21 protein-coding genes are annotated in these 24,420 nt (G+C 64.0%); 5 read left to right on the forward strand and 16 right to left on the reverse strand.

The annotated features are described in order from the left end of the window. From AB0876_RS27835 to AB0876_RS27875, 9 genes are all read right to left on the reverse strand, one after another. Positions 1 to 1,065: a phosphotransferase family protein gene (locus tag AB0876_RS27835; protein ID WP_491838515.1), complete on the reverse strand. Its 1,065-nt coding sequence runs from the start codon at positions 1,063 to 1,065 to the stop codon at positions 1 to 3. Between the two features lie 116 nt (positions 1,066 to 1,181). Then, complete coding sequence (locus tag AB0876_RS27840; protein ID WP_491838514.1) at positions 1,182 to 2,036, reverse strand: SDR family NAD(P)-dependent oxidoreductase; 855 nt, start codon at positions 2,034 to 2,036, stop codon at positions 1,182 to 1,184. A 143-nt stretch (positions 2,037 to 2,179) separates the two neighbouring features. After that, on the reverse strand, positions 2,180 to 3,673 hold the full coding sequence (locus AB0876_RS27845; RefSeq protein ID WP_491838513.1) for an aldehyde dehydrogenase family protein: 1,494 nt from the start codon (positions 3,671 to 3,673) through the stop codon (positions 2,180 to 2,182). Beyond that, positions 3,670 to 5,313, reverse strand: coding sequence for an AMP-binding protein (locus AB0876_RS27850; RefSeq protein ID WP_526043476.1), 1,644 nt, complete (start codon positions 5,311 to 5,313; stop codon positions 3,670 to 3,672). Before AB0876_RS27850 ends, AB0876_RS27845 begins: the two co-directional genes overlap by 4 nt. Then, the gene (locus tag AB0876_RS27855; RefSeq protein WP_526043477.1) at positions 5,310 to 8,780 is read right to left on the reverse strand and encodes an indolepyruvate ferredoxin oxidoreductase family protein; all 3,471 of its coding nucleotides are present in this window, start codon (positions 8,778 to 8,780) and stop codon (positions 5,310 to 5,312) included. Before AB0876_RS27855 ends, AB0876_RS27850 begins: the two co-directional genes overlap by 4 nt. Beyond that, positions 8,773 to 9,294, reverse strand: coding sequence for a YceI family protein (locus AB0876_RS27860; protein ID WP_491838510.1), 522 nt, complete (start codon positions 9,292 to 9,294; stop codon positions 8,773 to 8,775). The genes AB0876_RS27855 and AB0876_RS27860 overlap by 8 nt, the downstream gene beginning before the upstream one ends. Next, positions 9,291 to 11,027 (reverse strand): FAD-dependent monooxygenase, encoded by a 1,737-nt coding sequence (locus tag AB0876_RS27865; RefSeq protein WP_491838509.1) that lies wholly within the window; start codon positions 11,025 to 11,027, stop codon positions 9,291 to 9,293. Before AB0876_RS27865 ends, AB0876_RS27860 begins: the two co-directional genes overlap by 4 nt. A gap of 61 nt (positions 11,028 to 11,088) precedes the next feature. After that, the gene (locus AB0876_RS27870) at positions 11,089 to 11,499 is read right to left on the reverse strand and encodes a nuclear transport factor 2 family protein (protein ID WP_491838508.1); all 411 of its coding nucleotides are present in this window, start codon (positions 11,497 to 11,499) and stop codon (positions 11,089 to 11,091) included. A 35-nt stretch (positions 11,500 to 11,534) separates the two neighbouring features. Beyond that, complete coding sequence (locus tag AB0876_RS27875; RefSeq protein WP_491838507.1) at positions 11,535 to 12,131, reverse strand: VOC family protein; 597 nt, start codon at positions 12,129 to 12,131, stop codon at positions 11,535 to 11,537. A 63-nt stretch (positions 12,132 to 12,194) separates the two neighbouring features. On the opposite strand from AB0876_RS27875, the gene AB0876_RS27880 reads away from it, so the two are divergent. Next, positions 12,195 to 13,136 (forward strand): fumarylacetoacetate hydrolase family protein, encoded by a 942-nt coding sequence (locus tag AB0876_RS27880; protein WP_526043478.1) that lies wholly within the window; start codon positions 12,195 to 12,197, stop codon positions 13,134 to 13,136. Here AB0876_RS27880 and AB0876_RS27885 read toward each other — a convergent pair whose 3' ends face one another. After that, positions 13,137 to 13,976 carry a TetR/AcrR family transcriptional regulator gene (locus AB0876_RS27885; RefSeq protein WP_526043479.1) on the reverse strand — a complete coding sequence of 280 codons (840 nt, stop codon included), beginning with the start codon at positions 13,974 to 13,976 and terminating at the stop codon, positions 13,137 to 13,139. It abuts the gene before it with no gap. On the opposite strand from AB0876_RS27885, the gene AB0876_RS27890 reads away from it, so the two are divergent. Beyond that, entirely contained in the window at positions 13,918 to 14,964 is a 1,047-nt protein-coding gene (locus AB0876_RS27890) for an amidohydrolase family protein (RefSeq protein ID WP_491838504.1), read from the forward strand. The genes AB0876_RS27885 and AB0876_RS27890 overlap by 59 nt on opposite strands. A gap of 10 nt (positions 14,965 to 14,974) precedes the next feature. Here AB0876_RS27890 and AB0876_RS27895 read toward each other — a convergent pair whose 3' ends face one another. The 3 genes from AB0876_RS27895 to AB0876_RS27905 form a co-directional block, all read right to left on the reverse strand. Beyond that, positions 14,975 to 15,463: a MarR family winged helix-turn-helix transcriptional regulator gene (locus AB0876_RS27895; protein ID WP_157923431.1), complete on the reverse strand. Its 489-nt coding sequence runs from the start codon at positions 15,461 to 15,463 to the stop codon at positions 14,975 to 14,977. A 65-nt stretch (positions 15,464 to 15,528) separates the two neighbouring features. Further along, entirely contained in the window at positions 15,529 to 16,533 is a 1,005-nt protein-coding gene (locus tag AB0876_RS27900; RefSeq protein ID WP_491838503.1) for a zinc-binding dehydrogenase, read from the reverse strand. Between the two features lie 100 nt (positions 16,534 to 16,633). Then, entirely contained in the window at positions 16,634 to 17,467 is an 834-nt protein-coding gene (locus tag AB0876_RS27905; protein ID WP_491838502.1) for a class I SAM-dependent methyltransferase, read from the reverse strand. A 162-nt stretch (positions 17,468 to 17,629) separates the two neighbouring features. Here AB0876_RS27905 and AB0876_RS27910 point away from each other — a divergent pair, with 162 nt between their 5' ends. Continuing rightward, on the forward strand, positions 17,630 to 18,304 hold the full coding sequence (locus tag AB0876_RS27910; protein ID WP_491838501.1) for a winged helix-turn-helix transcriptional regulator: 675 nt from the start codon (positions 17,630 to 17,632) through the stop codon (positions 18,302 to 18,304). A 3-nt stretch (positions 18,305 to 18,307) separates the two neighbouring features. On the opposite strand, the gene poxB is transcribed toward AB0876_RS27910, so the two are convergent. From poxB to AB0876_RS27925, 3 genes are all read right to left on the reverse strand, one after another. Further along, on the reverse strand, positions 18,308 to 20,044 hold the full coding sequence (poxB, locus tag AB0876_RS27915; protein WP_526043480.1) for a ubiquinone-dependent pyruvate dehydrogenase: 1,737 nt from the start codon (positions 20,042 to 20,044) through the stop codon (positions 18,308 to 18,310). A gap of 71 nt (positions 20,045 to 20,115) precedes the next feature. After that, the gene (locus tag AB0876_RS27920; protein WP_491838499.1) at positions 20,116 to 20,883 is read right to left on the reverse strand and encodes an SDR family NAD(P)-dependent oxidoreductase; all 768 of its coding nucleotides are present in this window, start codon (positions 20,881 to 20,883) and stop codon (positions 20,116 to 20,118) included. A gap of 117 nt (positions 20,884 to 21,000) precedes the next feature. Beyond that, on the reverse strand, positions 21,001 to 22,056 hold the full coding sequence (locus AB0876_RS27925; RefSeq protein WP_055115655.1) for an IS110 family RNA-guided transposase: 1,056 nt from the start codon (positions 22,054 to 22,056) through the stop codon (positions 21,001 to 21,003). Positions 22,057 to 22,407: 351 nt separating this feature from the next. Here AB0876_RS27925 and AB0876_RS27930 point away from each other — a divergent pair, with 351 nt between their 5' ends. Together AB0876_RS27930 and AB0876_RS27935 are read left to right on the forward strand one after the other, a co-directional pair. Continuing rightward, complete coding sequence (locus AB0876_RS27930; protein WP_491838498.1) at positions 22,408 to 22,788, forward strand: GatB/YqeY domain-containing protein; 381 nt, start codon at positions 22,408 to 22,410, stop codon at positions 22,786 to 22,788. 21 nt (positions 22,789 to 22,809) lie between these two features. Then, positions 22,810 to 24,333, forward strand: coding sequence for an ATP-dependent DNA ligase (locus AB0876_RS27935; protein ID WP_491838497.1), 1,524 nt, complete (start codon positions 22,810 to 22,812; stop codon positions 24,331 to 24,333). Positions 24,334 to 24,420: the final 87 nt, after the last annotated feature.

Raw genomic sequence — 24,420 nt, forward strand, 5'->3', positions numbered from 1 at the left:
CTATTCGAAGGGGTTGTCCCCCTTGGCCACCCGTGTTCCGAGCACAAGCAGGTTCTCCGCCGAAGCGTGCAGTTGCTCACCGGCGTCGCGGCTGGCTCGCCCGGCCAGGTATCGCGACCAGGTTCCCTCGATGACGATGCCGAGTTTGAAACATGCCAGCGCCACATACCAATCCAGCCGGTCGGTCTGTCGGCCTCCGGCGGCCCGGTACGCCTCGATCAATTCGCTGCGGTGAGCCAGTCCGCCGAGCGCTGCCAGTGCCGAGCCCGCGTTGATCGGATTGGGATCATCCGGCCAGCACACGAGCATCCACCCGAGATCGAGCAGCGGATCGCCGATCGTGCACATCTCCCAATCGATGAACGCGGCCAGTTCAGGAGTCTCGCGGCGCAGCAGGACGTTGTTGAGGTGCGCGTCGCCGTGCATGATGCCGGGTTCGGCGTCGGGCGGGCGGTTGTCCTCCAGCCACTGCGCCAGATCGCCCACGCCCGTCAACGACTCGGACGAGTAGTGCTCGTGGCGGTAGCTGTCGAGCAGTCCGAGGAACTGCGGAACCTGGCGGGCCAGAAACGATCCCGGCCGGCGGATGGCGGCGAGCTCGCTGTTCTCCCACTCGACATTGCCCAGCTCCGCCAGGCTCCCGGCATAGGACAGCCCGACCCGGTAGCGCAGGTCAGCGTCGTCGCGGTAGGCGTCACTCACATCGGTCCCCGGGTTGAACCCGTCGACCTCCTCCATCAGGTAGAACACCACGCCGATCACGTCGAGATCGGTGCAGGCGGCGATGAATCCCGGATGCGGCACGGCCGATCCGGCCAGCGTCCGCAGTACGGCGATCTCCCGCAGCATGGTCTTGTCGCTCGTCGGGCGTGGGTGTAAAGGGGGGCGCCGCAAGACCATTCGACGACCGTCGACGCACATGCCCACGACGATGTTCTGGGTTCCGCCGGTCAGCGGCGCCACGTCGGTCACCGTCGATCCGATTTGCTGCTCCCGCAGCCATTTCTCCAGTGCGGCCTGATCAGCCTCGCTCAACGTCGGTAACTCTGGCGCGTCTCCGGGCATGCAGACATAGTGCCATCCGTGCCCCAAACCCGGCGGGCCCCGGACCAAACGAGCTGTGCGGATGCCCATCCCACCTCATGCACAGATGGAATTCATCGGCAAATCATTGATCGTCGTCAATCACTGAGCCGGTCACTGGTACCGACCGCCCGCCCAGGATTGCGGGCTCCAGCAAGCAAGCCGGCTAGGCCGGCGATCGGATCGGCCAAACTGGCGCATGACCGAACTTTGGGCTCAAAGCGGTCGGCTGCCCGGTCCAACAGTAATGAGTCGGCGTCTGGGGCGTTTGTGGCCAGGAATTCGCCCGCCGCTATCGCACGGAAGAGTGCATCGGCCACCGCCTCAGGTGGTTGCACCTCGGAAAGCGGCAGTATCTGCATTGCCTGTTCGGGCTCGATTCCGCTCAGTCGGGCGCTGAACAGAAAGTTGGTTTCGGTGATATGCGGAGCGAGCACCATCACCCGGATACCCAGCGGGGTGCACATCAAGGACAATGCTTCGGTGAATCCGAGAATACCTGCCTTGGAACAGATATACGGCAGCAGTAACGGCGCCTCAGGGAACAACGCGAGGCTGGACGACGTGTTGATGATCAGCCCCGACCTGCGATCGGCCATCCCAGGGAGGAACGCGTTGATCGCGCGAACCTGCCCGAGCACGTTGACCTCGAAAATCCATCGCCAGTCGTCGAGCGGGATTTTGCCGATCGGGCCGGCAGCGGCCACGCCCGCATTGTTGAACAGCACGTCGACAGGCCCGATCTGGTTCACGACATTCGCCAACGAAGCGACGTCTTCATCGACCGAGACGTCACACCCGACCCCTGTTGCCCTACCCCCGCCGGCAACGATCTCGTCGGCAACAGCCCTGGCTGCGGCACTGTCGCGGTCGGACACCACGACATGAGAACCCGAGCGCCCGAAGATCCGTGCAACCGAACGCCCTATGCCCCCGCCGGCGGCGGTCAGCACTACCACCTTGTCGCGTAAATCCATTTACCTTCATCCTCTTTCAGAATTGTTGCTCGCTCGTATGCGCACAGCCCGGCGCACCCCTCCATCTCCGGGGTGATCGCGGTGTGCAGGTACCGTCCTAGAGCTTCTGGGTATTTGATCTAAGACGAAACCACTGGCGCGGGAGCAACTTCCCCATACACTTTGACCTGCTGGAACTGCTCGAGAGCACGTGGACCGCACAGGAAACCTCCGTTGCTGCTCGCCTTGAACCCGCCCTGCTCGAACTTCTCGTTCAACAGTCCCCAGGTATTGATCCATACACCGGCGGTCTGTAAACCACGGCCGATGGCATGGGCGCGGCCCGGCTTACGCGTGAATACCGCTGCACCCAAACCATATTCGGTTGCATTTGCCCGATGAACGGCTTCAGCGTCGGAATCGAAAAGTTCGAATGTCTGCACCGGACCGAATAGTTCCTGTTGAACCACCGGGATGTCGAGCCGCTGCACTTCGAGCAGTGTGGGGCGGTAGAACGCCCCGGAGGCCAGCGGCCCATCAGTGATGAGTCCGCCCCGGACCAATGGCACGGCATGCCCGAGAGCATCTTCCACCAATCGGTCGACGCGCTCTGCGCTCGCCCTGTCGATCAACGGTCCGATCTGGCTAGCGGGGTCATCGCTTCGACCGGGCTGTATCGCGGCCAGTGCCTCACTGAGCCGAGCCCGGACCTCATCGGCAATGGCGCGGTGCACGAGCACCCGTGATCCGGTGACGCAGAACTGGCCGTTGAACATCGTTGCGGCAGACACCACGGTTGGGATCGCGACGTCGAGATCGGCGTCGTCGAGCAGAATCAACGGAGTCTTGCCACCCAGCTCGAGATTGAGCCGTTTGAGGGTGGCAGCACTCGCTTCAACGATCTTCCGGCCGACCGGTGTACTGCCCGTGTAGCTGATCACTGCCACTTTCGGCGAGCTCACCATCAACTCCGCACCGCGACTACCCGATTCGGTGAAAATATTCACCACTCCGGCTGGAATGGCCGAGCACTCAGCGATGATCTCCGCGAAAAGGGTGTTGGTCAGCGCCGTCTGCGCCGGCATCTTGATGACCGCCGTGCACCCCGCAGCCAAAGCAGGCCCCAAGGCCCTCACGGTCAGGGTGATCGGCGCATTCCAGGGCGTGATGATCCCCGCGACTCCAAGAGCCTCTGGAATGGAGCGGAAGTGCACGTCCGCGCCGATTTCGGCATGACGCCCCACATCTGAGCTGATGAGGCATGCCGCGGCGTTGTAGCGCAACCACTGGACGGCGGTGCCGACCTGGAACATCGTCTGCCACAACAACATGCCATTCTCTTGACTCATCATCGACGCAAGTTCGTACGATCTCGCCTCCACGCCATCAGCAATCTGAGATAGGGCACGTGCCCGCTGGTTCACATCGCGGGCCCACTCCCCCGTCTCGAAAGCGGCGCTGGCGGCGGTGATGGCAGCCGCCGCTTCGTCGTCGCCGCCGTCTTGATAGTGTCCGACGGCTTCGCCGGTTGACGGGTTGATGGATTGTGCGGTTGTTCGGGATTCCGTCCATTGCGCATTGATCCAGTGCCGGGCGGGAACAGCTGCTTCCGTCGCGATGTCGATCGCGCTCATTCGTGGGCTCCTGTCATCGTTGGGTTATTTGCTGGTTCGATTGATCGCCCTGCGGCCGAGAAACTCTCAAGGAGGCCGCGTACTGCTTTCTTGTCCGGTTTCCCCAGCCCGGTGAGCGGAATGGCGTCCACTACCACCACTCTCTTCGGTGAGTGAACCGGCCCCTTGCGGCTTCGGACTGCTGCGCGGATCTCCGAAGTGAGAACCGCGATGTACCCGTCGTCCCGGGCGGATTTAGCGCGCAAGACGATCACCGCGGTAACCGCCTCCCCCCACTTGTCATCCGGCGTTCCGACGACGCAGACCTGTTGTACGGCAGGGTGTTCCGCGACGATGTCCTCCACTTCCCGTGGATAGACGTTGAATCCGCCCGTGATGATCATGTCTTTGACCCGATCCACGATGTACCAGTAGCCGTCCGGGTCTTCACGAGCGAGATCTCCGGTGTGCAGCCAACCGTCCCGGAAAGTGTCCTCGGTCATCTGGCCTTGATTCCAGTAGCCGTGACTGAGTAGTGGTCCGCTGACGCAGATTTCACCGACCTCACCTTGCGGCACCGGTTGACCGTCTTCGCTCAGAAGCGTGCAGCGTGAGAACTGTGTCGGCCGTCCACAAGAGGTGCGGCGTTGTTTCTGGTGTTCGTCGGTGGGCAGATAGGTGATGGCCATCGGAGCCTCGGATTGGCCATAGAACTGGGCGAATTTCGGACCGAAGTGCTCGATCGCCTCGTCCAGCCGTGTCGGGCTGATTGCGGAGGCGCCATAGTAGATCGTCTCGAGCGACGATAGGTCGCGGGTACGGAGGTCGGGGTGATCCAGGAGCGAGTAGATCATCGACGGGACGAGCATCAGCGCCGTGATCCGTCTCTTCTCGATCGTCTCAAGCACTGCGGCTGCATCGAATCTGGGAAGTAGGGCTACCGTTCCCCCCTTGACCATTACGGGGACGATGAAGGTCGCGCCGGCGTGCGAGAGTGGCGTACAGGTGAGGAACTGGGGGCGCTTCGGCCACTCCCATTCCGCCAGTTGGATTGTCGTCATCGTGAAATAGGTGCCCGCCGTGAGCACGACGCCCTTCGGCCGTCCTGTCGTGCCGCCGGTATACACCAGACTGACAATGTGTTCAGGCGGCAGAGGGACGACAACCAGTGGTTGCGGTACGAACGTCGCCGCCTGCGCACAGAGGTCCGTTGCGACGTGGGACAGCTCTTCGGGCACGGGGCCGAGCGTCAGAATTTGACACAGTGATTCCACCCGCTCGATGAGTGCGAGTGCGCGCTGCGCATAAGCCGGCGTCGGATCGATGATCAGTGAGGTGACGCCGGCATCTTCGAGAATGTAAGCGTGGTCGTCGAGTGAGCCAAGCGGATGCAACGCTACGCGCCGATAGCCGCGAATGTGCATTGCCGCAATGTCGATCAAGACCTCAGGGCGGTTGTGGGCGAGCACCGCAACGAACGAATCAGCCTGGACGGCCAGTGAGTCGACCGCTTGCATGTACCTGCTGATTTCGTCGCTCAGTTGACGACCCGTCAGCGTGATGAGCCCTGACGTGAGCATCGGGGCATCCGCATGTCGACGGAGCGCCTCGCTGAGAAGGTGTCCATTGTGGTTGGGCTGGTGCAGAACTCTGGTGTTCATAACGTGTCGAATTCCTCGAGAAGGGTGGCGACCTGGCTGCGATAGCGATCGACGTTGTCAAGCTTGATCTGTTCATAGCCGCGAATTCCGTCGGGAAGCTTCGCGATCGCGACCGCGGTGGAGTGATTGCCGGTGGTCAGCTCCGCAGTCAGCCTGTGCAGGATCGTGGTGTACTCGCCGATGAGCTCGCGTTCCAACCGGCGAACACCTGTGTAGCCGAAGATGTCCAACGGAGTTCCGCGCAGTCGACGCATCGCCTTCAGGAGCCGAAAGGCAGGCGTGAACCGGTTGCCCAGTCGGAGCTTGTTACGCATGCCCAACGCACGAATAACCGGTGGGTGCAGGTGAATATAGGCTTTGCTGGTAGCACCGAACTGCTGTTGGACACTCGATTTGAACTCGGGATCCAATGCGAGTCGGGCGACTTCGTATTCGTCCTTGTACGCCATCAGCTTGTAGAGGTACCGTGCTGCTGCCTCGGCAAGCGCCGTCGAATCTGGTCTGACACGACGTTCGGCTTCACGTACCCGCTCGATCTGCTTCCGGTAGAACTCGGCGTAGCCGAAAGCCTGATACTCGATGAGATCTGCGACTCGGCGATCGATCAGGCGCTGCAGGTCGACTTCGGAAGTGCTGTGTTCGCCCCCGCTGGAGGTTTGTGGCGATGGATCGCTGTCGGCGCCGTGCGCCACCTGCCGTCGGCCCAGGCGGAACGCCTGATGATTGCGGTGAACGTCAACGCCATTGATTTCGATGGCGCGTTCGATGGCTTCGCTCGACAAGGGCAGCCGGCCGGTCTGGAACGCTACTCCGAGCATCACGACGTTGCTGAACTGCTCATCCCCGAGTGCTTCGCGCGCCAGCTCGCCGGCATTCAGCGACACGCAGCGGCTGGTTTCCTGCATGATCGCCGCGTGCATGTCGGCGAAGTCCGGAAGCTTCAACGACGTGTCGATGACCATCTGACCGGTGGGGATCTGCGCCGACGAGACAACCGCCACGGTGCGCTGCCGCGACAGCACCTTGAGGTTGGCCGCGTCGGTTCCGGCCAACGGATCAGACACCAGATAGAGGTCGCAGGACTGTGCGCTGAGCTTGCCCGGTCGCAAGACTGGCTGTAACGAGACCTTGAGATCGGAGATGACGGCGCCGCCCTTCTGCGCCAGCCCGGTCTGATCGAGGCTGCGCACATGCTTGCCCTCCAAGGCAGCGGCCGTCGCCAGAAGTTGCGCGATGGTGACGATTCCGGTGCCACCGATTCCAACGATGCGTATCTGCGCCTCGGTCGGCGTTGCGGTGAGTGGTAACGGAATCAAATCGGCGTCGATGTCTTCTACGCCGGGGGCCGGTGCCCGTTTCGCGTGTTCGTCGGGAATGACGGTGACAAAGGACGGGCAGTCCCCGTGTAAGCAGGAGAAGTCGAGATTGCAGGATGACTGGTGGATTTCAGTCTTGCGACCGAATTCGGTCTGTACGGGTCTGACCGACAGACAATTCGATTGGACCCCGCAGTCGCCGCATCCTTCGCAGATGCGCTGGTTGATAACGACCCGCTCGGCAGGTGTTGGCATCAGACCGCGCTTGCGCTTTCGCCGCTTTTCCGCCGCGCACTCCTGGTCATGAATCAGCACGGTGACCCCATTCACAGCGGCGAGGCGGGCTTGCTCTTTCTCGAGCTCGTCGCGATGCTTGACAATGACATCCCGACCGAGTCGAGCCTGCCTACGGGTTCGCCGGACGTCGTCGGTGGTCACCACGATGTCGGAAACCCCTTCCGCCCACAGTGAATCGATCACGCGGCTGAGTGGCATTCCCCCGATCGGATCCTGGCCCCCGGTCATCGCGACGGCAGAGTTGTACAGCAGTCGGTAGGTGATGTTGATGCCGGCTGCGACAGCGGCGCGCACGGCGAGGCTTCCCGAGTGCGTGAATGTGCCGTCACCGATGTTCTGCACAAGGTGGTCTCGATCGATGAACGGTGCCATTCCGATCCATTGGGCGCCTTCACCTCCCATTTGAGTGACACCGAGGACGTGGCCGGCCTGCCCCTCGTCCATCACCATGACAAGGCCGTGGCATCCGATGCCGGCGCCGACGAGGGTGTCCTCGGCAGTGCGGGTGGAGCTGTTATGTGGGCAACCGGAACAGAAGTAGGGCGTGCGCGCGATCACGGGTAACTCGATTCGAGCAGGCGGGCGCGGACGTTCGATCCATCGCTGCGCCGGTTCGATGTGGTGACCCTCGCCGAGTCGACGCGCCAGACCCCCGATCACCCGGTCGACGTCGAGCTCACCGGACGGCGAGAAGAGGGCACGGCCGGCATGGTCGGACTTTCCGACGATCACCGGGGCGTCCGCCCTTGCGTACAGGATTTCCCTGACCGCGGTCTCGATGAACGAGCGCTTCTCTTCGACCACGATGATTTCTTCGAGGCCTTGTGCGAAACGGCGGACGATCTGTGGGTCCACCGGATTCACCATGCCGAGCTTGATCAACCTGATTCCGTGGCGTGCCAAGCTTTGCGAATCTCCCAGTCCCAGCCGCTCCAGCGCCTCGCGCACGTCCAGGTACGTCTTGCCTGCGGCGATGACACCGATTCGGTCGTCGGCGGTCGTCTCGGTGATGACGTTGAGGCCGTTGGCTTGCGCGTAGTCCAACGCTCGTGGAAATCGTCGGGTGAGAAGGCTGTGTTCCAGTGCCGCAAGGTTCGCGCCGATCAGCATGGCCGACGGCCGGTGCGTGCTGGGTTCGAGACCTGCGATCGTCGGGTTGATCCGGTCCGGGTTGACGACCGCGGTGCTCGCACCATCGGCAACTGCGGTGGTGATCTTGAGTGCGGACCAGGTTCCGGTGAATCGGGACAGATGAGCCGCGTGGATCCCGAAGTCCAGAATGTCTTGAGAATCGGCGGGATACAGGGTCGGTAGGTACAGATCGCTGACGGCCACCTCTGACGAGCAGGGGTAGGTCGACGACTTTCCTGCCGGGTCGTCACCGATGAGGGCCACCGCGCCACCCGCGGGATCGGTGCCGATCAGGTTGGCATGCCGGATGGCATCGGAAGCACGGTCCAGCCCTGGCGATTTGCCGTACCAGTAACCCGTCACTCCGTCGGGTCGCAGGGATCCGGCCTGACGGGCGAGTTGCGTTCCTGCGACGGAGGTCGCCGCCAGTTCTTCGTTGACCGCTGGGCGGTGAACGATTTCGACGTCACCGAACAATGTGAGCCGCCGCGCCAACTCGATGTCGTAACCGGCGAGCGGTGACCCTTCGTAGCCGGCCACGAAACTTGCCGATCGAAGCCCGCGGCGCGCATCGACCAGGGCGCGGTCGCGGATCATGCGGACGAGGGCCTGAATTCCGGTGAGGTACACCGTGCCGTCAGCGAGTAGATAACGATCGTCCAAGTTCTCTGCGTGGCGCGCCGGCACGCTCTGCGCCAGAGGATGTGACACGCCGCTATTCATGGCGCCCCAGTGACAACGCACCGTTGATGACGAGCGACCGCCTGATGTACCCCAGGGCTGAGAGCCAGCCGAACTGTCGAATGTCAAGAGTCGCGCTTCCCGACATGGTCAGGTGATCGGCGTCGACGCGGGCCGTTCCGTGGACGGGAACTTCGATGCTTCGGCCGCGCACCGACAGCCGTCCGGTACCGGTGATCGTTCGGCTCGTGACGGTGACGTCCTGCGAGCTGAACCTGATGACCGGAAATTTGGCCGAGTCGAGAAAGAACCGGTTTTGCAGATCGTGGTCCCGGAGCCGGTTGCCCGTGTTGACACTCGCCGGGTCTATGGTCAGCTCACCGAGCAGCGAGCCATCATCTTGCATCGATGCCCAGCCGTCGAAACACTCGAAAACACCTATGGCTGTGAATATTCCGAACATCCAGCGAGCTTCGAACCAGATCTTCGACACTGCCGGGTCCACCCGCCAAAGAGGCTGCTCTGTTTGCGACCCGACGTACTGCCCACCGGTCACCGGGCGAGCACCGCTTCCACAGCTGCAGCGAGCGCCAGGACCGGCTGATCGCTGGACGACTGACTCCGCCACGCAACGTGGTTGTCGGGGCGGACGAGCACGGCACCGTCGTCGTCGACTTCACACATGATGTCCCATTGGCCGTCGACGTCGCGGTGCGTGGTGCCGATTTGGGCCGTCGCGATGCGCACGCCCAACTTCTCGGCGACCTCGGCGGCCGCGGCGACCCACGCACTGCCTCGGCTACCGGTGATGAGCACGCCGGCGTCTCGGGCGCCGATGAGATCGTGAGTGGACAAACGTTGGCCGGCCTGCTCCAGCCAGGCATGGGGCAGTCGATGGCCCGGGCGTGTCGTGGGGTGATAGACCTGGCCGAGCGGATCACCTATGGGTGGCGTGGACCCGTCGGCCACGAGCGCCCCGCCGGCGTACGCATATCCCATCTCGAGTTCTTGTGCGCAGAACTCGATGCACTGGGTCTCGACGACGGTGCGGAAACGTGCTCGCCGCGCCTCCCCCACCAGTCCGTCGGCGAAAAAGCCGCTGACGATCAACGCGTCCACCTCGGGTGGCAATGGAAACGGGATGAGCCCGAATCCGGCGTCGATGGCGAGGTGATTCTGGGCCGCGAACATGGCCCACTCGACGTTGCGAAGGCCGACCGGTTGACGTTCTGCCCCATAACTCTCCAGCAGGCGTGGTGGTGCGTCCCCCCGAAGCACAGCGGTGAGCTTCCAGGCGAGGTTGTGCACGTCTTGGATACCGGAGTTGAGACCGAGACCGGTGGTCGGTGGGAGACGATGGGCGGAGTCGCCGACCAAGAGAATGCGACCGTCCTGATAGCGTTCCGCGATCGTGGACTCGGCCCACCAATGGCTGATCTTCTTGACCGTGATGTCGATGTCGGTGCCGATCAGTTCACCGATCTTCGCCACGATCGCCGCGTCAGCGGGCACGGGTTCACCGGGAAGTACTGCGAAGTGCGCTGTCCATTCCTGCGAGCTTGGCCCCCAGGTGGGACCCATCGGAACCAGGCGCCCGCCGCTCGGCAGGAAATGAGCGATGATGACGCCCTCGTTCCACCATGAGGAGAGGTCTGCGCAGATGTGCGCGGTGATGGTTTCGAAAATCTTGGACGGACCGACCATGGCAATTCCGAGAAGTTGCCCGAGCGTCTTGCCCCCGTCGGCGCCGACAACGTATTGCGCACGGACCGAATGGACTTCGTCATCGGCCAGATCTCGTACCGTTGCGTTGACCCCCTGGTCGTCGTGGACCAGCGTGATCAACTCGTGCCCGAACTTCACGCCGGCGGGGTTACGGGATTGCGCCTGGGCGCGCAGCACCGGCTCGAGGCGCAGCTGCGGCAGGTTCGTGGGCGGGCATACCGAATTGCGCCGGTACTCGGCGGTGGAGTCGCCGGCGCCGAAGCACTCCATTTCGAAGAGCTGCTTGCCATCGAATGGCCCTTGACCGGTGAGAGTTGTGCGCCACTCGACCTTCGACATGTGGTTCAGCGGGATACCTTGTGCATACACCGCCTCGGCGACGTCGAACTGGCGCAGAATCTCCATCGTGCGCGGATTCAGGTAGTGAGCTTTGGGCAGTTCGGATGTCGAATCGTGGCGCTCGATGAGCATGTGGTCAATGCCGTATTCCGACAACATGATCGATGTCGTCAGACCGGTTGCGCCGCCACCGACGATCAACACCGGAACTTCAAAGTCTGCCACTGCTATCTCCTTTTGGGTCGCCGAAAGAGGGCGGGTACTCAGGTGGGGGTGATGGTCGGCGTCAGAGGTCACCGATGAGGAAAGTCGGCGTCAGCTTGCGTTCCGCAAGGCGCCAACGGCCATCGGTTCCGAGTCGGTACAGATCCTCGACGTCGCCGATGATCATGTGGGGCCGGGCAGACTCGCCGATGCTGCGGTAGATGGTCATGACAAGCGTTCCGCGTACCTGCTCCGGACCTTCACCGAGCAGCCGGATGTTGGTCACCACATGGCGAGACCGGATGTCACGGTTCTGAGCCCGCTCGCCCAGGTGTCGGCGGATGTCGACGATCCCGCTGGCGTCATGGGCTCCCGTCGAAAGCACGGCATCATCGGTGAACAGTTCTGCTGCCCGGTCGGCGTATCCGTGGTCGACGAGCCACGAGTACTCGGTGGACAGGGCCTCGATCGCGCGGCGTGTTTCGTCGTTCACAGGGGAATTGGGTTCGGTGTGCATGCCGGTACCGCTCATTTCGTACGGACGGCATCGAACCCGCCCGCTCCGGTGTCGGGCCGCTTACGCAGCTCGGATTCGGGGGTCCCGCTGTGGAATCGGCGTACGAAGTCGTCGGGATCGATCTCTACGCCGATCGGATTCTTCGGAAACTCGACGGCGAGAAAGGCATTGGTTTCTTCGATGGTGGCGAAGTTGTCAACTTGTAGTTCGATCTGATTGCCGTCCGGGTCCCGGTAGTAGAACGAGATGGTCGGGCCGTGGTTGATGGTCCAGTAAGGCTCGATCCCAAGCGATTTCAGCCGCTCGTAGGTCGCGACGAGATCACCCAGGGTGCCGTAGGTGAACGCGACATGCTCAAGTCCGACAGCCATGTCCGGCCGTTCCGCCAGGGTGGGCACGTTGGCGATCGCGACTCGGTGGTGTTCGTCGTCGTAAGTCATGAAACACAGTGCACCCGGAACCTCGAATGTCGGCCAGGCGCAGAGCACCGCTTGGTACCAAGCGAGCATCGCGTCGTATTGCGTGGTGCGCAGGACCACGTGCGCCAGCCGTGCCGGGCTGATGGACGCCGTGGTCTCCACGGTTTCCTGGGGAGCTTCCTGTGGCACTGCAACCTCCGATATTTGTTTACTTCATCATTTTTCTTGATAGGTTTATCAAACTAGATTGACGTGGACGGCTTCGTCAAGACCCGACGAAGCGCGCAACGCGGTGACGCACTGCGCGAATCACATGAAAGGCAAGAAGTCATGCACCTCTACCGAACGTCCCTGGGACTCGCACGCAACGACGGGGACGGCCTGCTGCTGCTCGATCTGCCGTATGCAGATATAGCGGCACTATTCGAGGCCGGTCCTACGCTGGCCTCGACCGCACCCATCCGCGCCCGTGTGACATTCGAAGATGTCAATGTGCTTGCGCCAGTGGCCAAGCCGTGCCGCTTCGTCGTCGTCGGACTGAACTATCGCGCACATGCGACCGAGACCGGGTTAGGGATTCCCGCCGAGCCGACATTCTTCTGCGTCGACGGCGGACCGGTGGCCGGCCCCGGCGACCAGATCATCCTTCCGCCGGCAGCACCAGACCATGTCGATTACGAGGGCGAGGTCGGCGTGGTGATCGCGCGCGCCGCATACAACGTCTCAGCCGAAGATGCTTGGGACTACGTCGGCGGGCTGACGTGCGTCAACGACGTATCGGCCCGGGATCTACAGGCGGCCGCCCTAGGCGAACCAGGCTCGGCCGGCCTTGGCCTCTCAAAGGCGATGGACACGTTCAAGCCGATCGGCCCCGCGGTGGTGACGATGGACTCGTTCTCCTTGCCGCTGGACATCGGTCTGACCACCAGAGTTAACGGCGAAGTTCAACAGCAAGGCAGGACAAGCGATTTAATATTCGACATTCCCACGCTCGTGTCGACGGTCTCAAGAATGGTCACCTTGCTACCAGGTGACGTGATCTGCACCGGGACGCCATCGGGCGTCGGCGCAGCAGCCGGCCGCTTCCTCCGGCCCGGGGACATCGTCGAAATCGAGATTGGGGGCATCGGCACGCTGAGCAATAGCGTTGCCACCCACTCACCCACCAGCGCCCCAGGTCCCGCACCAGCGTGATCAACGGTGCTTGGTGGTCAGCAGTCCACCCAACAACAGATCGATCGTGACCCGTGTGTACGTCTCGACTGCGTCGGGATCCGCGGTATCGATGTCGTACATCCGCTCCATCAACGCGCCCGTCATGAAGAACGCCGATGCGCTGCCGATGATGAAGCGTGCGACGTACGGAATCGGGAGGTCGTCCCGGATTCGACCATCCTGCTGGCCGAGCTTGATCAACTTCGCGAGGTGCTCCTCCAACGGGGCGATGTAGGTGTCGGAGAGCCAGTGGACCCGCTCTGTCGCGAACTGCGATTCACTCGCGAGCAAGGGGGCGACGTTGGGATGTCGGGCCAGGAAGGAGATGTGCCGTCGAATCAGCACCTGCAGCGCCGAGACGGGGTCTAGCTCCTTGAGCTCATGATTGAGCTCCTGCTGCACCAACATCTCGTTGAAGGCCCTACCGACCGCCGCCCGCCAGAGATCGTCCTTTGAAGTGAAGTAATAGTGCATCAGCGGCTGCGCAACACCAGCGGCGCGCGCGACGGCAGACATGGACGTGCCTTCGTAGCCAGATCGAGCGAAACAGTCGATCGCCGTCTCCAAGATCACATCTCGGGTGTTGTTGGCGCCCCGCTGCGACGGTTCGGACGACTGCGCCGGTTTGCCGCCGCGGCCGCTCCGGCGTGACGCTGCAGCTGACATTCGAAGTTCCCTCCTCGGTTCCGACGTTCCCAGAATGGCAGAGCCGATGCCATGACGGCAGTTTGGCCCGCGCCAGAGGGAACGCTGGAGCACGTTGTTTACACAATCAATTTTATTTATTAGTCTATCAATCATGGAATCGTTGCGGGTCATCACCGTCGAGGAACACTTCCACCACCCCGAGGTCAGCGCGGAAGTTCGGGCGTTATCGGGACCGCTGCCGGTGGCGCCCGACGACGGATTCGCCACCTTCATTCAGGAAGAATTCATGCCCGATCGGGATTCGGCCGAACAACTCGGGGGCAACAGGCTTGCCCACATGGACCGGGCCGGGATCGACGTCCAAGTCGTGTCACACGGCGCATTCAGTCCGAACAACCTTGATCACCCTGAGGCTGTCGACCTCTGCCGGAAGGTCAATGACCGCCTGGCACAACAAATTTCAGAGCACCCGACGCGATTCCGCGGGTTCGCCACTATTCCCCTGCACGATCCCGCCGCTGCAGCAGATGAGATGAAGCGGTGCGTGAACGAACTCGGGTTCGTGGGAACCTTGATCACCGGAACCTGCGGCGGCCGATTCCTGGATGACGAACGCTTTGATCCCATCCTGGCCGCAGCCGAGGAGGTGGACCTTCCCATCTACGTGCACCCCGGGATGCCCGATGGTCCGGCATCAATCATTCCTTACGCCGGCAATTGGCCGGCCGCAGTGCATTTCACCTTCGCCACCCACGCCTTCGGATGGCACATGGAAGCGGGCATACACATCATCAGGCTCATCCTGTCCGGCGCGCTGGACCGGCATCCGAAGCTGAAACTACTGAGCGGTCACTGGGGCGAATTCGCCGCCGGATGGCTCGAGCGCCTCGACGGAACGTTCGCGAAGACCCGTTACCTCGAACGAACTGTGAGTGACTACTACCGCGACCACGTATGGGTCACGCCGTCAGGAATGTACAGCGGCAATCAGCTGCAGTACATCCTTGCCGAGGTCGGCGCCGACCGGATCATTCACTCCGAGGACTTTCCCTACCTCGTACGTGACGATGTGGCGGACTTCCTGGTCCAATCCGACCTCACCGATGACCAGCGCCATGCGATCGCTCACCGCAACGCAGAGCAGTTGATGCGAATGTGAATCTCGGCCACTAGCGCTCCCGAGCGCGGCGGGCGGAGGTGTAGGTCTGCTCGAGTTTGGCGACCGACCTTGCGAACTCCGCGCGCCGGCTCGGAGGCACAGCCTCAATCGCACACTGCTCGAGCGACGTCCACAGCCGTTCGAGAGGCTTGCGCAGCGCTAGGCCTTTGTCGGTCAGCCACACCTCTTTGGCGCGACGGTCATTGTCGGAAGCCGCCCGCGCCACCAGCTCGCTGAGCTGCATGCGCTTGATCGCCCGCGAGATCGTCGAGTGATCCACGCCGAGGGCCTGCTGTAGCTCTGATTGAGTCTGACCGTCCCGGTCGTAGAGCTGCATCAGGATGAGTTCCTGACCGGGATGCAAGCCCAGTTCCAACAGCATTTCCGACCCCCATCCGTGGAACGCGCGCGACAACGCGAAGATCCCGAAGGCGATCGGCGCCACCTTCACGGTCTCGGTGCGTCGAATGGCCTCGAGGTCTGGCGGATTCGGTCGCATCGTCATCTCCTGGAGTGAGCGGGGTCGCGAGGGTTGTTGGCAATATATGTGGCCAGCTACACGACTTATGGAATCAACACCACTTTCCCGAAATTCTTGCGGGCGGCCAGAATACGGTGCGCTTCGGGCGCGTCGGCAAAGGGCACGGCGGCGTGAACGACGGGCTGAATCGATCCGTCCGCCAGTTTGCGTTCGAGCGGTTCGAGCCATGACCGTAGCGACCCGCGTTCTTCCCAGAGCCCCATGATGTTCAGGCCCACCACCGTTTTTGACTCATCAAGTTGTTTCAGGAGGTTGAACCCGCGCATCATTGCCAGGGCCTGCGGCATCGCGGTACGAAGTGAACGCTGTTCGCCCCGCAGAAGCGACGATGCTCCGTAGGTGATGACACGGCCGCCGGGACGAAGCAGCCGGTAGGACCTTCGCAACGATGTTCCCCCGATGGCTTCGAGAATGACGTCGTAGGACGTCAGGCCCTCCCACCACCCGTCTTGACGGTAATCGATGGTGCGGTCGACCCCCAGATCGCGCAACCGGCCATGCTTCGACGGCGACGCGGTGCCGTGCACCTCCGCACCAGCAGCCTTCGCCAGCTGTACCGCCGCGATGCCCACGCCGCCGGCGGCAGCGTGGACGAGGACGCGCTGACCAGCGCGCAGATGCCCGGACCCGAACAGTCCCTCCCATGCCGTTGCGTAGTTGGTGAAGATCGCCCCGCCTTGTTCGAAACTCAGCTCGTCTGGCAGTACGGCAACGTCATCGGCACCGACATCGGCTATCTCGGCATAGCCTCCGTAACGCGTCCCCGCAAAGACTCGACGGCCCAGCAAGGCCGTGTCGACGCCCTCGCCCACCGCCTCGACGATTCCCGCCACGTCGAATCCGGGAACAAAGGGAATCTCGGGCGACACGGGATTGAGTCCTACGCGGTACAACGCGTCCGCGAAGTTCACACCGGCGGCTCGCACCGCGATACGGACGCTGCCCCTTTCAGGAGCCGGCGGATCAGGCCACTCCTGCAGTTGCAGGACCGATGGCCCGCCCTTTTTGGTGATCACTACTGCTCGCATGGCTCCTCCTGCTCGCCGACCCGCCGTCGATATGTGGCTAGACAATTATTGCCTAGCCACATAGTTACGTGGCTAGGCAAATAAATCAAGGCGGCAGAGGTTACATCTGAACCCGCGGCGTCAACTTGCGGGTACTCACCAACAGGTATTCCCACGGCATCCAAGAATCGGTGAGAAACCGGTCGCCGAGCGCAGCGATCTCGGCGTCGAGTGCCGCGACCCGATCGGCGTCACCGGCGATGGCCCGGTAGGCAGAGATCGTGGGGCCGTAGTTGGCCTTGAAATGATCACGGAATGCTGCGCCGTCGGGGTAAGCGGTGACGTCCAATTCCCTCCGTTCACAGGTCAACTCGCCGACCCGTTCGCCCAGCAGGGCGCGCACGTACTGTTCGTCGCCCCATCGGGGCGGCGGGGACACACCGGCAGGCGGCGCGGGCACGTACGGCTTCATGGTGGCGAACAACTGGCCGATGAATCCCTCCGGAGTCCACGAGATCAGGCCGATCCGGCCGCCCGGGCGCGTCACACGCAGCAGTTCATCCGCGGCCTGCTGATGGTGCGGAGCAAACATCACCCCGATACAGGAAAGCACCGTGTCGAACGAAGCGTCGGCATAGGGCAACGCCTCGGCGTTGGCCTCGGCCCAGTCGATGGTCAACCCGGCCTCCGCAGTCAACCGGCGTCCCTCGTCGACAAGCTCCGGACACAGGTCACTAGCCGTCACCCGCGCGCCCGTCGCGGCGGCGGGGATGGCGACGTTGCCGGTGCCGGCGGCCACGTCGAGTACGCGGTCACCGGGCCCGATGCCACTGGCGTCCACCAGGACGGGCCCCAGTGGACGCACGATGTGCGCGGCGATCGCCGCGTAGTCACCGAGCGCCCACAGCGCCCGGTGTTTGGCCTCAAGTTCCCTGTCGGAGGTCGTGACATTCATGGCGGGCTCCTCTCGCGGCGTGGCTTCATCGTCAACCCATACGGCCTGGGCAATCCAGTACCAGATCTGTAGCGGGCCGGGTTCTGGATCTGTACTGGCTTCGGAGCCTCGACAGCGGTGTACTTAGAAAGCCGTGCACTGTCCGGGGAGGGAAGACCGCCGATGTCGACGTATGGCCAGTTCTGTCCCGTGGCCAAGGCCATGGAATTGCTCGACGAACGCTGGACCTTGCTGGTGGTCCGGGAACTGCTGCGGGGCAGCGCGCACTTCAACGAGCTGCGTCGCGGGGTACCGAAGATGTCTCCCGCGCTGTTGTCCAAGCGGCTGAAGTCGCTGACCCGCGCCGGGGTGATCGAGCGTTCTGAGATCGATGGGCGGACGAGCTATTCGCTGACCCCGTGCGGGCAGGAACTCGCCGGGGTGGTGGACGCGCTCGGGTCGTGGGGGGTGCGGTGGATCGGTGAGCTCGGCGAGCAGGATCTCGATCCGCACCTGCTGATGTGGGACATGCGCCGCACCATCCCCATCGCCGACTGGCCGCGGTCGCGCACCACCGTCGCGTTCATCCTCGACGGCGTCGACCCCAAAGCGTCCAGGTGGTGGCTGACGGTGAGCGACGGGCAGGCCGACGTCTGCGATTTCGATCCTGGCTACGAGCTGGCCGGGACCGTGCAGGCCGACCTGCGCGCCCTGGTCGAGATCTGGCGCGGCGATGTCGGCTGGGCCCGGGCGGTGCTCGACGGCAGTGTCGCGTTGTCAGGATCCGCCGATGTTCGCCGGGCCATCCCGAGATGGCTGGGCCAGAGCACGGCGGCCGCCATTCCTCGGCCGGCTTGAGCGTCAGTCCAGGATGCGGCGGGCGACGTTGGTGGTGGCCAGGTCCAGGAGTTCGTCGGCGCGCCCGGCCAGGATGGTGCGGATCGCGTAGAGCGAGAAGCCTTTTGCCTGTTCGACGGTGATCGCCGGAGGTATCGACAGCTCCTGACGTGCGGTATGTACGTCGACGAGTGCGGGGCCGTCGTGGGAGAAGGCATCGGTCAGGGCCCGTTCCAACTCACCCGGTTCGGTGACACGACGGCCGAACATTCCCATGGCCTGGGCCACCGCGGCGAAGTCCGGGTTGACCAGGTCGGTGCCGAACGTGACGATGCCGGCGGCCTTCATCTCCAGCTCGACGAAGTTCAGCGATGAGTTGTTGAACACGATCAGCTTCACCGGCAGCTTGTTCTGACTCAGCGTCACCAGCTCGCCGAAGAGCATGGTCAGTCCACCGTCGCCGGCCAACGCGACCACCTGCCGGCCCGGCAACGCGGTCTGCGCACCGATGGCGTGCGGGAGCGCGTTGGCCATGGTGCCGTGGTTGAACGACCCGATCAGCCTGCGGCGGCCGTTCATGGTCACGTATCGCGCCGCCCACACCACCGGAGACCCGACGTCACAGGTGAACACGGCATCGTCGGAGGCCAATCGGTTGGCCAGTGCGGCAACATATTCCGGCCGGATCGGGGTCTTGTCGCGGTCGTTGACGGCCAGTGAGTCGAGCGTGGCGCGGGTCTTGCGGTAGTGGCGTAGCGACCGGTCGAGGTGCTCACGAGTGGTCTTGGGCCGCAGCAGCGGTTGCAGCGCGGCCAGGGTGTCGGCGACGCTGCCGCGCAAGCCCAGATCGACCGGCGTCCGGCGGCCGAGGTTGCGACCACGGATGTCGACCTGGATGACGGTGGCGCCTTCTGGGTAGAACTGCTGATACGGAAAGTCGGTGCCCAGCATCAGTAGCGTGTCGGCCTCTTTGATGGCCTTGTACCCGGAGGCGAAGCCGAGCAGCCCGGTCATGCCCACGTCGAACGGGTTGTCGTACTCGATGAATTCCTTGCCGCGCAACGCATGGACGATCGGCGCCTGCAGCGTCGAGGCCAGCTCGATCAGCGCATCATGCGAACCGGCTACGCCCGCGCCGCCCAGGATCGTGACACGCTCGGCGGCGTTGAGGATGTCGGCGGCCCGACGCACCGACTCGTCGTCGGGACGCACGATCGATCGGGTCGGTCGCACCGGACACGTCGCCCAAGCGCTCTCCCCCGTGCGCTGCAGGAAGATCTCGCCGGGGATGACGACGACCGCGACGCCGTTGTCCTCGACGGCCGCTCGCATCGCCATCTCCAGGATGCGCGGCGCCATCTCGGGGGTGCTGACCAGTTCGCAGTAGACGCTGCACTCGCGGAAGAGATCCTGCGGGTGGGTTTCCTGGAAGTACTCCGACCCGATCTCGGTACGTGGAATGTGGGCGGCGATGGCCAGCACCGGGACCCGGCTGCGCTGCGCGTCGAACAGCCCGTTGATCAAGTGCAGATTGCCCGGGCCGCAACTGCCCGCGCACACCGCCAGCTGGCCGGTCAGTGCGGCGTCGGCGGCCGCGGCGAATGCGGCGGTCTCCTCGTGGCGGACGTGCTGCCAGGTGATCTCGCCGCTGCGCCGGATGGCGTCGGTGAATCCGTTGAGACTGTCACCGGGAAGGCCGTAGACCCGCCTTACCCCACTCAGTGTGAGTGCGGAGATGACTTGGTCTGCAATGGTCGCCATGACGCCTCCCGGTGTGGGTTCCGGCGTGATCGCTGACGCGGGGCGCGCCCTCGATCACGCCGGAATTCACTCTACTTGGGGGCGAAGCGCTGGCCGGCGTCCAGACGCAGGCACTGACCGTTGAGCATGGGGTTCTCGGCGATCGCGACGGCGAGTTTGGCGTACTCCTCGGGCTTGCCCAGGCGCTTCGGGAAAGCGGCGTCCTTGGTGAGCACCGCGGCGAACTCGTCGGGGATGCCCTCGGTCAGGCCGGTGGCGAACAGGCTCGGCGCGATGGCCAGCACCCGGATTCCCAGGCTGCCCAGGTCGCGCGCCATGGTCAGGCACATTCCGGCGATGGCAGCCTTGGACGCCGTGTAGGCGACCTGGCCGATCTGACCCTCGAACGCCGCGATGGAGGCGGTGTTGATGATGACGCCGCGCTCTTCGGCCTCTTCGTCGACCGGCTCGTTCTTGCTCATGTGCCAGGCGGCGAGCCGGCTGATGTTGAACGTGCCGATCAGGTTGAGGTCAATGGTGGAGCGGAACGAATCCAGGCTGTGCGGACCGTCCTTCTTGATGGTGCGCTCGCCGATGCCGCCGCCTGCGGTGGTCACGATGATGTGCAGGCCACCCAGGGCGGCCACGGCCTCTTCCAGCACCTTTTCGGTGCCGTCGAAGTCGGTGACGTCGACGGGGAAGAACGAGCCGCCGATCTCGTCGGCCACTTCCTGGCCCTTGGATTGCGGCCGGTCCAGCACAGCCACGCTGGCGCCGCGCTTGGCCAGTGTCTCAGCGGTCGCGCGGCCGAAGCCCGACGCGCCGCCGACGACGATAGCCTTCTTGCCTTCGATCTCCATCTAGCTTCCTTTCCAAAAATGACCGAAATCGTAAAGCAACCTATCCCATCAACCCTTCCCGTAAGCCTTTCGGGTTCGCTATTTTGGTCGCCCTGCACCGCGACCATTGCTCCTATGTCAAGCGGCGGCGGGTTGGGGGTCGTTGAGGCGTGCTTGTTCGTCGGTATGGAGTCGGCGGTAGACGATGCGGGCGAGGCGGCGTTTGAGGCAGCGTAGGGCTTCGGTGGACGAGTCGCCGTGGGCGAGGCGTTTGCGGTAGTAGAGCTGTCCGGGACTGTCGGCGATTCGGATCTGGGTAATGGCGATGCGGTAGAGGGCGGCGTTGAGTTGGCGGTTGCCTGAGCGTGTGAGGCGGACGCGTCCGGCGGTGTTACCCGACCACACGGGGATGGGGGCGGTGCCGCTGTGGCGGGCGAACGCCGCCTCGCTTTTGAACCGCTTTACTCCGGCGGTTTCGCCGACGAGTTTGGCTGCGGTCAACTCACCGCAGCCTTGCAGGGCAAGCAGTTCGGGGGCGACGTCGTGGACGTGCTGGCCGATTCGGGCGGCCAGGGCGTTGATGGTGTCGGTGAGTCGGGTGATGTCGTCGAGTTCGTCGCGGGCCAGCTCGGCGAGCAGTCCGTGCAGGGTGTCGAGCCAGTTGCCAAGTTCGTTACGGGTCTTGGTCCGGTCCAGTGCACCGCTTTTGGGGGTGCGGGCCGGGTCGAGTTCATGGATACGGCCGAGCAGTCGGTTGATCGTTGAGGTCCGTTGAGCGACAAGGTCTTCGCGTCGATCTACGAGCAGTTTCAACTCCCGCGACACTGGGTCGTGGGCGGCGACGGGCAGGTCGGGATACCGCAACACCGCGTGTGCGACGGCCAGCGCATCGATGGGATCGGACTTGCCGCGAGTGCGGGCGCAGGCTCGGGTCTGGGCCATCAGCTTGGGGGCTACCCGCACCACACGTTGGCCCGCGGAGAGTAAGTCGCGCTCGAGGCGGGCCGATAGATTGCGGCAATCTTCGATGCCCCAGAGCAGGTCGTCGCCGAACTGACTGCGTGCCCACTGCAACGCTGTGTGGTGCCCGTCTGTGGTCGCGGGGACGACTTTTTCACCCAATTTGGCGCCCGCTTCGTTGACCGCAACGAAGGTGTGGGTGCGCTTGTGCACATCGGTGCCAACAATCACCATGGACAGTGCCTTCTTTCATCAAGAGGTGGATGAGTGAAGGTTGGGCCGGCCGGCGGACACATCTCAGTGGGGGCGGTGCCACGCTCCTATCAAGTCACGCCGGTCGGTCCTTCCCACCTGATGTCGGCAGAATGCTCGAATGCCAACCCACAGAGGTGGCAGTGCGTGTCTGAGCCAAACACCAGGTGAAAAGAACCCAACCACCGCAACAGCGGCATCACCACATTCACACTGAGTGCGTGTCTGTCCCCCGACACACCGCATATCGTCGGCATTTCGCGCACCCTCGCCGCGGACGAGCGTGCGTAAATCCCTCGACGCTGCCCGCCAGCCCGGTTAAGTTCGTCCGCCATGACCCCGGCAGAACTTTGGCGCGACCGACTCCGCGAGTCCCTGCTGTCGGCACGCAAGGCCCGCGACACCATCAGCACGGCCGCGATCCGGTCGGCGTTGAGCGCCATCGACAACGCCGAGACACCGCAGGCCGATCAGACCGATACCCGCATCGGCGGAACGATCGCCGGCGCGGTGTCGGGTGTCGGCTCCACGGAGGTGGCGCGCCGAGTGCTCAGCGACGAGGAGGTGCGCGACCTCATTCAGGCCGAGGTCGACGAACGACTCTCGGCGGCAAACGAATACATCGCCAACGGGCATCATGAACGGGCATCGGAGCTGCAGTCGGAGGCCGCGGTCCTGACTCGGGTGCTCGGCCAAGCGCCGGAGGTTGTCTGAGCTCCGTGGCACGCTGAGGGCGTGTTGCTCGCTGACGTCGCTGCCGCATCCGCCGACATCGCGGGATCCTCGGCGCGCCTGGCCAAGATCGACCGCATCGCCGCCCTGTTGTCGGTGGCCGCCACGGACGGGGACGGCCGCACGGTCGCGGTCACGGTGTCCTGGTTGTCCGGGGAACTCCCCCAACGCCAGATCGGGGTCGGTTGGGCGGCGTTGCGCTCGCTCCCGACGCCGGCGGAGATCCCTTCATTGACCGTCACCGGCGTCGACACTGCATTCACCGACATCAAAGGAATCGCGGGCAAGGGCTCTCAGGCGCTGCGCGCCGATTCAGTGCGCGACCTTTTCGCGGCGGCCACCGACACTGAGCAGACGTTCCTCCGGCGGCTCCTGGGCGGCGAGCTGCGGCAGGGCGCCCTGGCGGGCGTGATGGCCGACGCGGTGGCCCGAGCATCCGGTGTCCCGGCGGTCGAGGTCCGGCGGGCGGCGATGCTCGCCGGTGACCTGCCCGCGGTGGCCGCAGCGGCGCTCACCGGTGGCCGGGCCGCCCTGGCCGAGTTCAGTTTGCAGGTCGGCCGCCCGGTCGGGCCGATGCTCGCACAGACCGCGACCGGTGTCGCCGACGCGCTCGAACGGCTCGGCGGTACAGCGGTTCTCGAGGCCAAGCTGGACGGCGCGCGCGTACAGATCCACCGCAGCGGCTCGGAGGTCTCGGTCTATACCCGCAGCCTGGACGACGTCACCCACCGACTGCCCGAGGTGGTCGCGGCGACACTGGCACTTCCTGCCACCGATCTGATCGCCGATGCGGAGGCCATCGCGCTGCGGGTTGACGGGCGCCCGCAGCCGTTTCAGGTTACGGCCGCCCGGTTCGGCCGCAAGACCGCAAACGACCTCGAACCGCTGTCGGTGTTCTTCTTCGATCTGTTGCACATCGATGGCCAGGACCTGCTCGACCTGCCCACCGAGCAGCGGCTGACTGCACTCGATGCGCTGGTACCGCAGGACCGGCGCGTCGACCGCGTCGTCACCTCAGATGGCGCGGTCGCGCAGGACTTCCTGGACCGCACCCTGGCCGCCGGCCATGAGGGCGTGATGGCGAAGTCGCCGACGGCACCGTATGAGGCCGGCCGCCGCGGCGCCGGCTGGCTCAAGGTCAAACCGGTGCACACCCTGGATCTGGTGGTGCTGGCGGTGGAATGGGGGTCGGGCCGCCGCACCGGCAAGCTGTCCAACATCCATCTGGGCGCACGGGATCCGGACACCGGTGGGTTCGTGATGCTGGGCAAGACTTTCAAGGGCATGACCGACGCGATGCTGGCGTGGCAGACCGAGCGCTTCCGGGAACTGCAGGTCGACGACGACGGCTGGGTGGTCACCGTACGGCCCGAGCAGGTCGTCGAGATCGCCTTCGACGGCGTCCAGAGGTCGAGCCGCTACCCCGGCGGTGTCGCGCTGCGGTTCGCCAGGGTCCTGCGCTATCGCGACGACAAAACCCCGGACGAAGCCGACACGATCGACACCGTGCGCGCCTTCCTCACCTGACGCGGCGCCGTTCACCTGGTTAGGGTGCGGAAACCGGGATTCGATGCCGTGCGGTTTGGCTCGATGAAAAGATCACACCCGACGCGT

Source organism: Mycobacterium sp. NPDC049093 (assembly GCF_040704635.1).
Taxonomy (GTDB): Bacteria; Actinomycetota; Actinomycetes; order Mycobacteriales; family Mycobacteriaceae; genus Mycobacterium.

Excerpts from the sequence above, each read along its gene's own strand:
- AB0876_RS27835 (WP_491838515.1), bottom strand. The coding sequence starts at position 1,065 with ATGCCCGGAGACGCGCCAGAGTTACCGACGTTGAGCGAGGCTGATCAG.
- AB0876_RS27845 (WP_491838513.1), bottom strand. The coding sequence starts at position 3,673 with ATGAGCGCGATCGACATCGCGACGGAAGCAGCTGTTCCCGCCCGGCAC.
- AB0876_RS27850 (WP_526043476.1), bottom strand. The coding sequence starts at position 5,313 with ATGAACACCAGAGTTCTGCACCAGCCCAACCACAATGGACACCTTCTC.
- AB0876_RS27855 (WP_526043477.1), bottom strand. The coding sequence starts at position 8,780 with ATGAATAGCGGCGTGTCACATCCTCTGGCGCAGAGCGTGCCGGCGCGC.
- AB0876_RS27885 (WP_526043479.1), bottom strand. The coding sequence starts at position 13,976 with ATGACCCGCAACGATTCCATGATTGATAGACTAATAAATAAAATTGAT.
- AB0876_RS27895 (WP_157923431.1), bottom strand. The coding sequence starts at position 15,463 with ATGCGACCGAATCCGCCAGACCTCGAGGCCATTCGACGCACCGAGACC.
- AB0876_RS27900 (WP_491838503.1), bottom strand. The coding sequence starts at position 16,533 with ATGCGAGCAGTAGTGATCACCAAAAAGGGCGGGCCATCGGTCCTGCAA.
- AB0876_RS27905 (WP_491838502.1), bottom strand. The coding sequence starts at position 17,467 with ATGAATGTCACGACCTCCGACAGGGAACTTGAGGCCAAACACCGGGCG.
- AB0876_RS27910 (WP_491838501.1), top strand. The coding sequence starts at position 17,630 with ATGTCGACGTATGGCCAGTTCTGTCCCGTGGCCAAGGCCATGGAATTG.
- poxB (WP_526043480.1), bottom strand. The coding sequence starts at position 20,044 with ATGGCGACCATTGCAGACCAAGTCATCTCCGCACTCACACTGAGTGGG.
- AB0876_RS27920 (WP_491838499.1), bottom strand. The coding sequence starts at position 20,883 with ATGGAGATCGAAGGCAAGAAGGCTATCGTCGTCGGCGGCGCGTCGGGC.
- AB0876_RS27925 (WP_055115655.1), bottom strand. The coding sequence starts at position 22,056 with ATGGTGATTGTTGGCACCGATGTGCACAAGCGCACCCACACCTTCGTT.
- AB0876_RS27930 (WP_491838498.1), top strand. The coding sequence starts at position 22,408 with ATGACCCCGGCAGAACTTTGGCGCGACCGACTCCGCGAGTCCCTGCTG.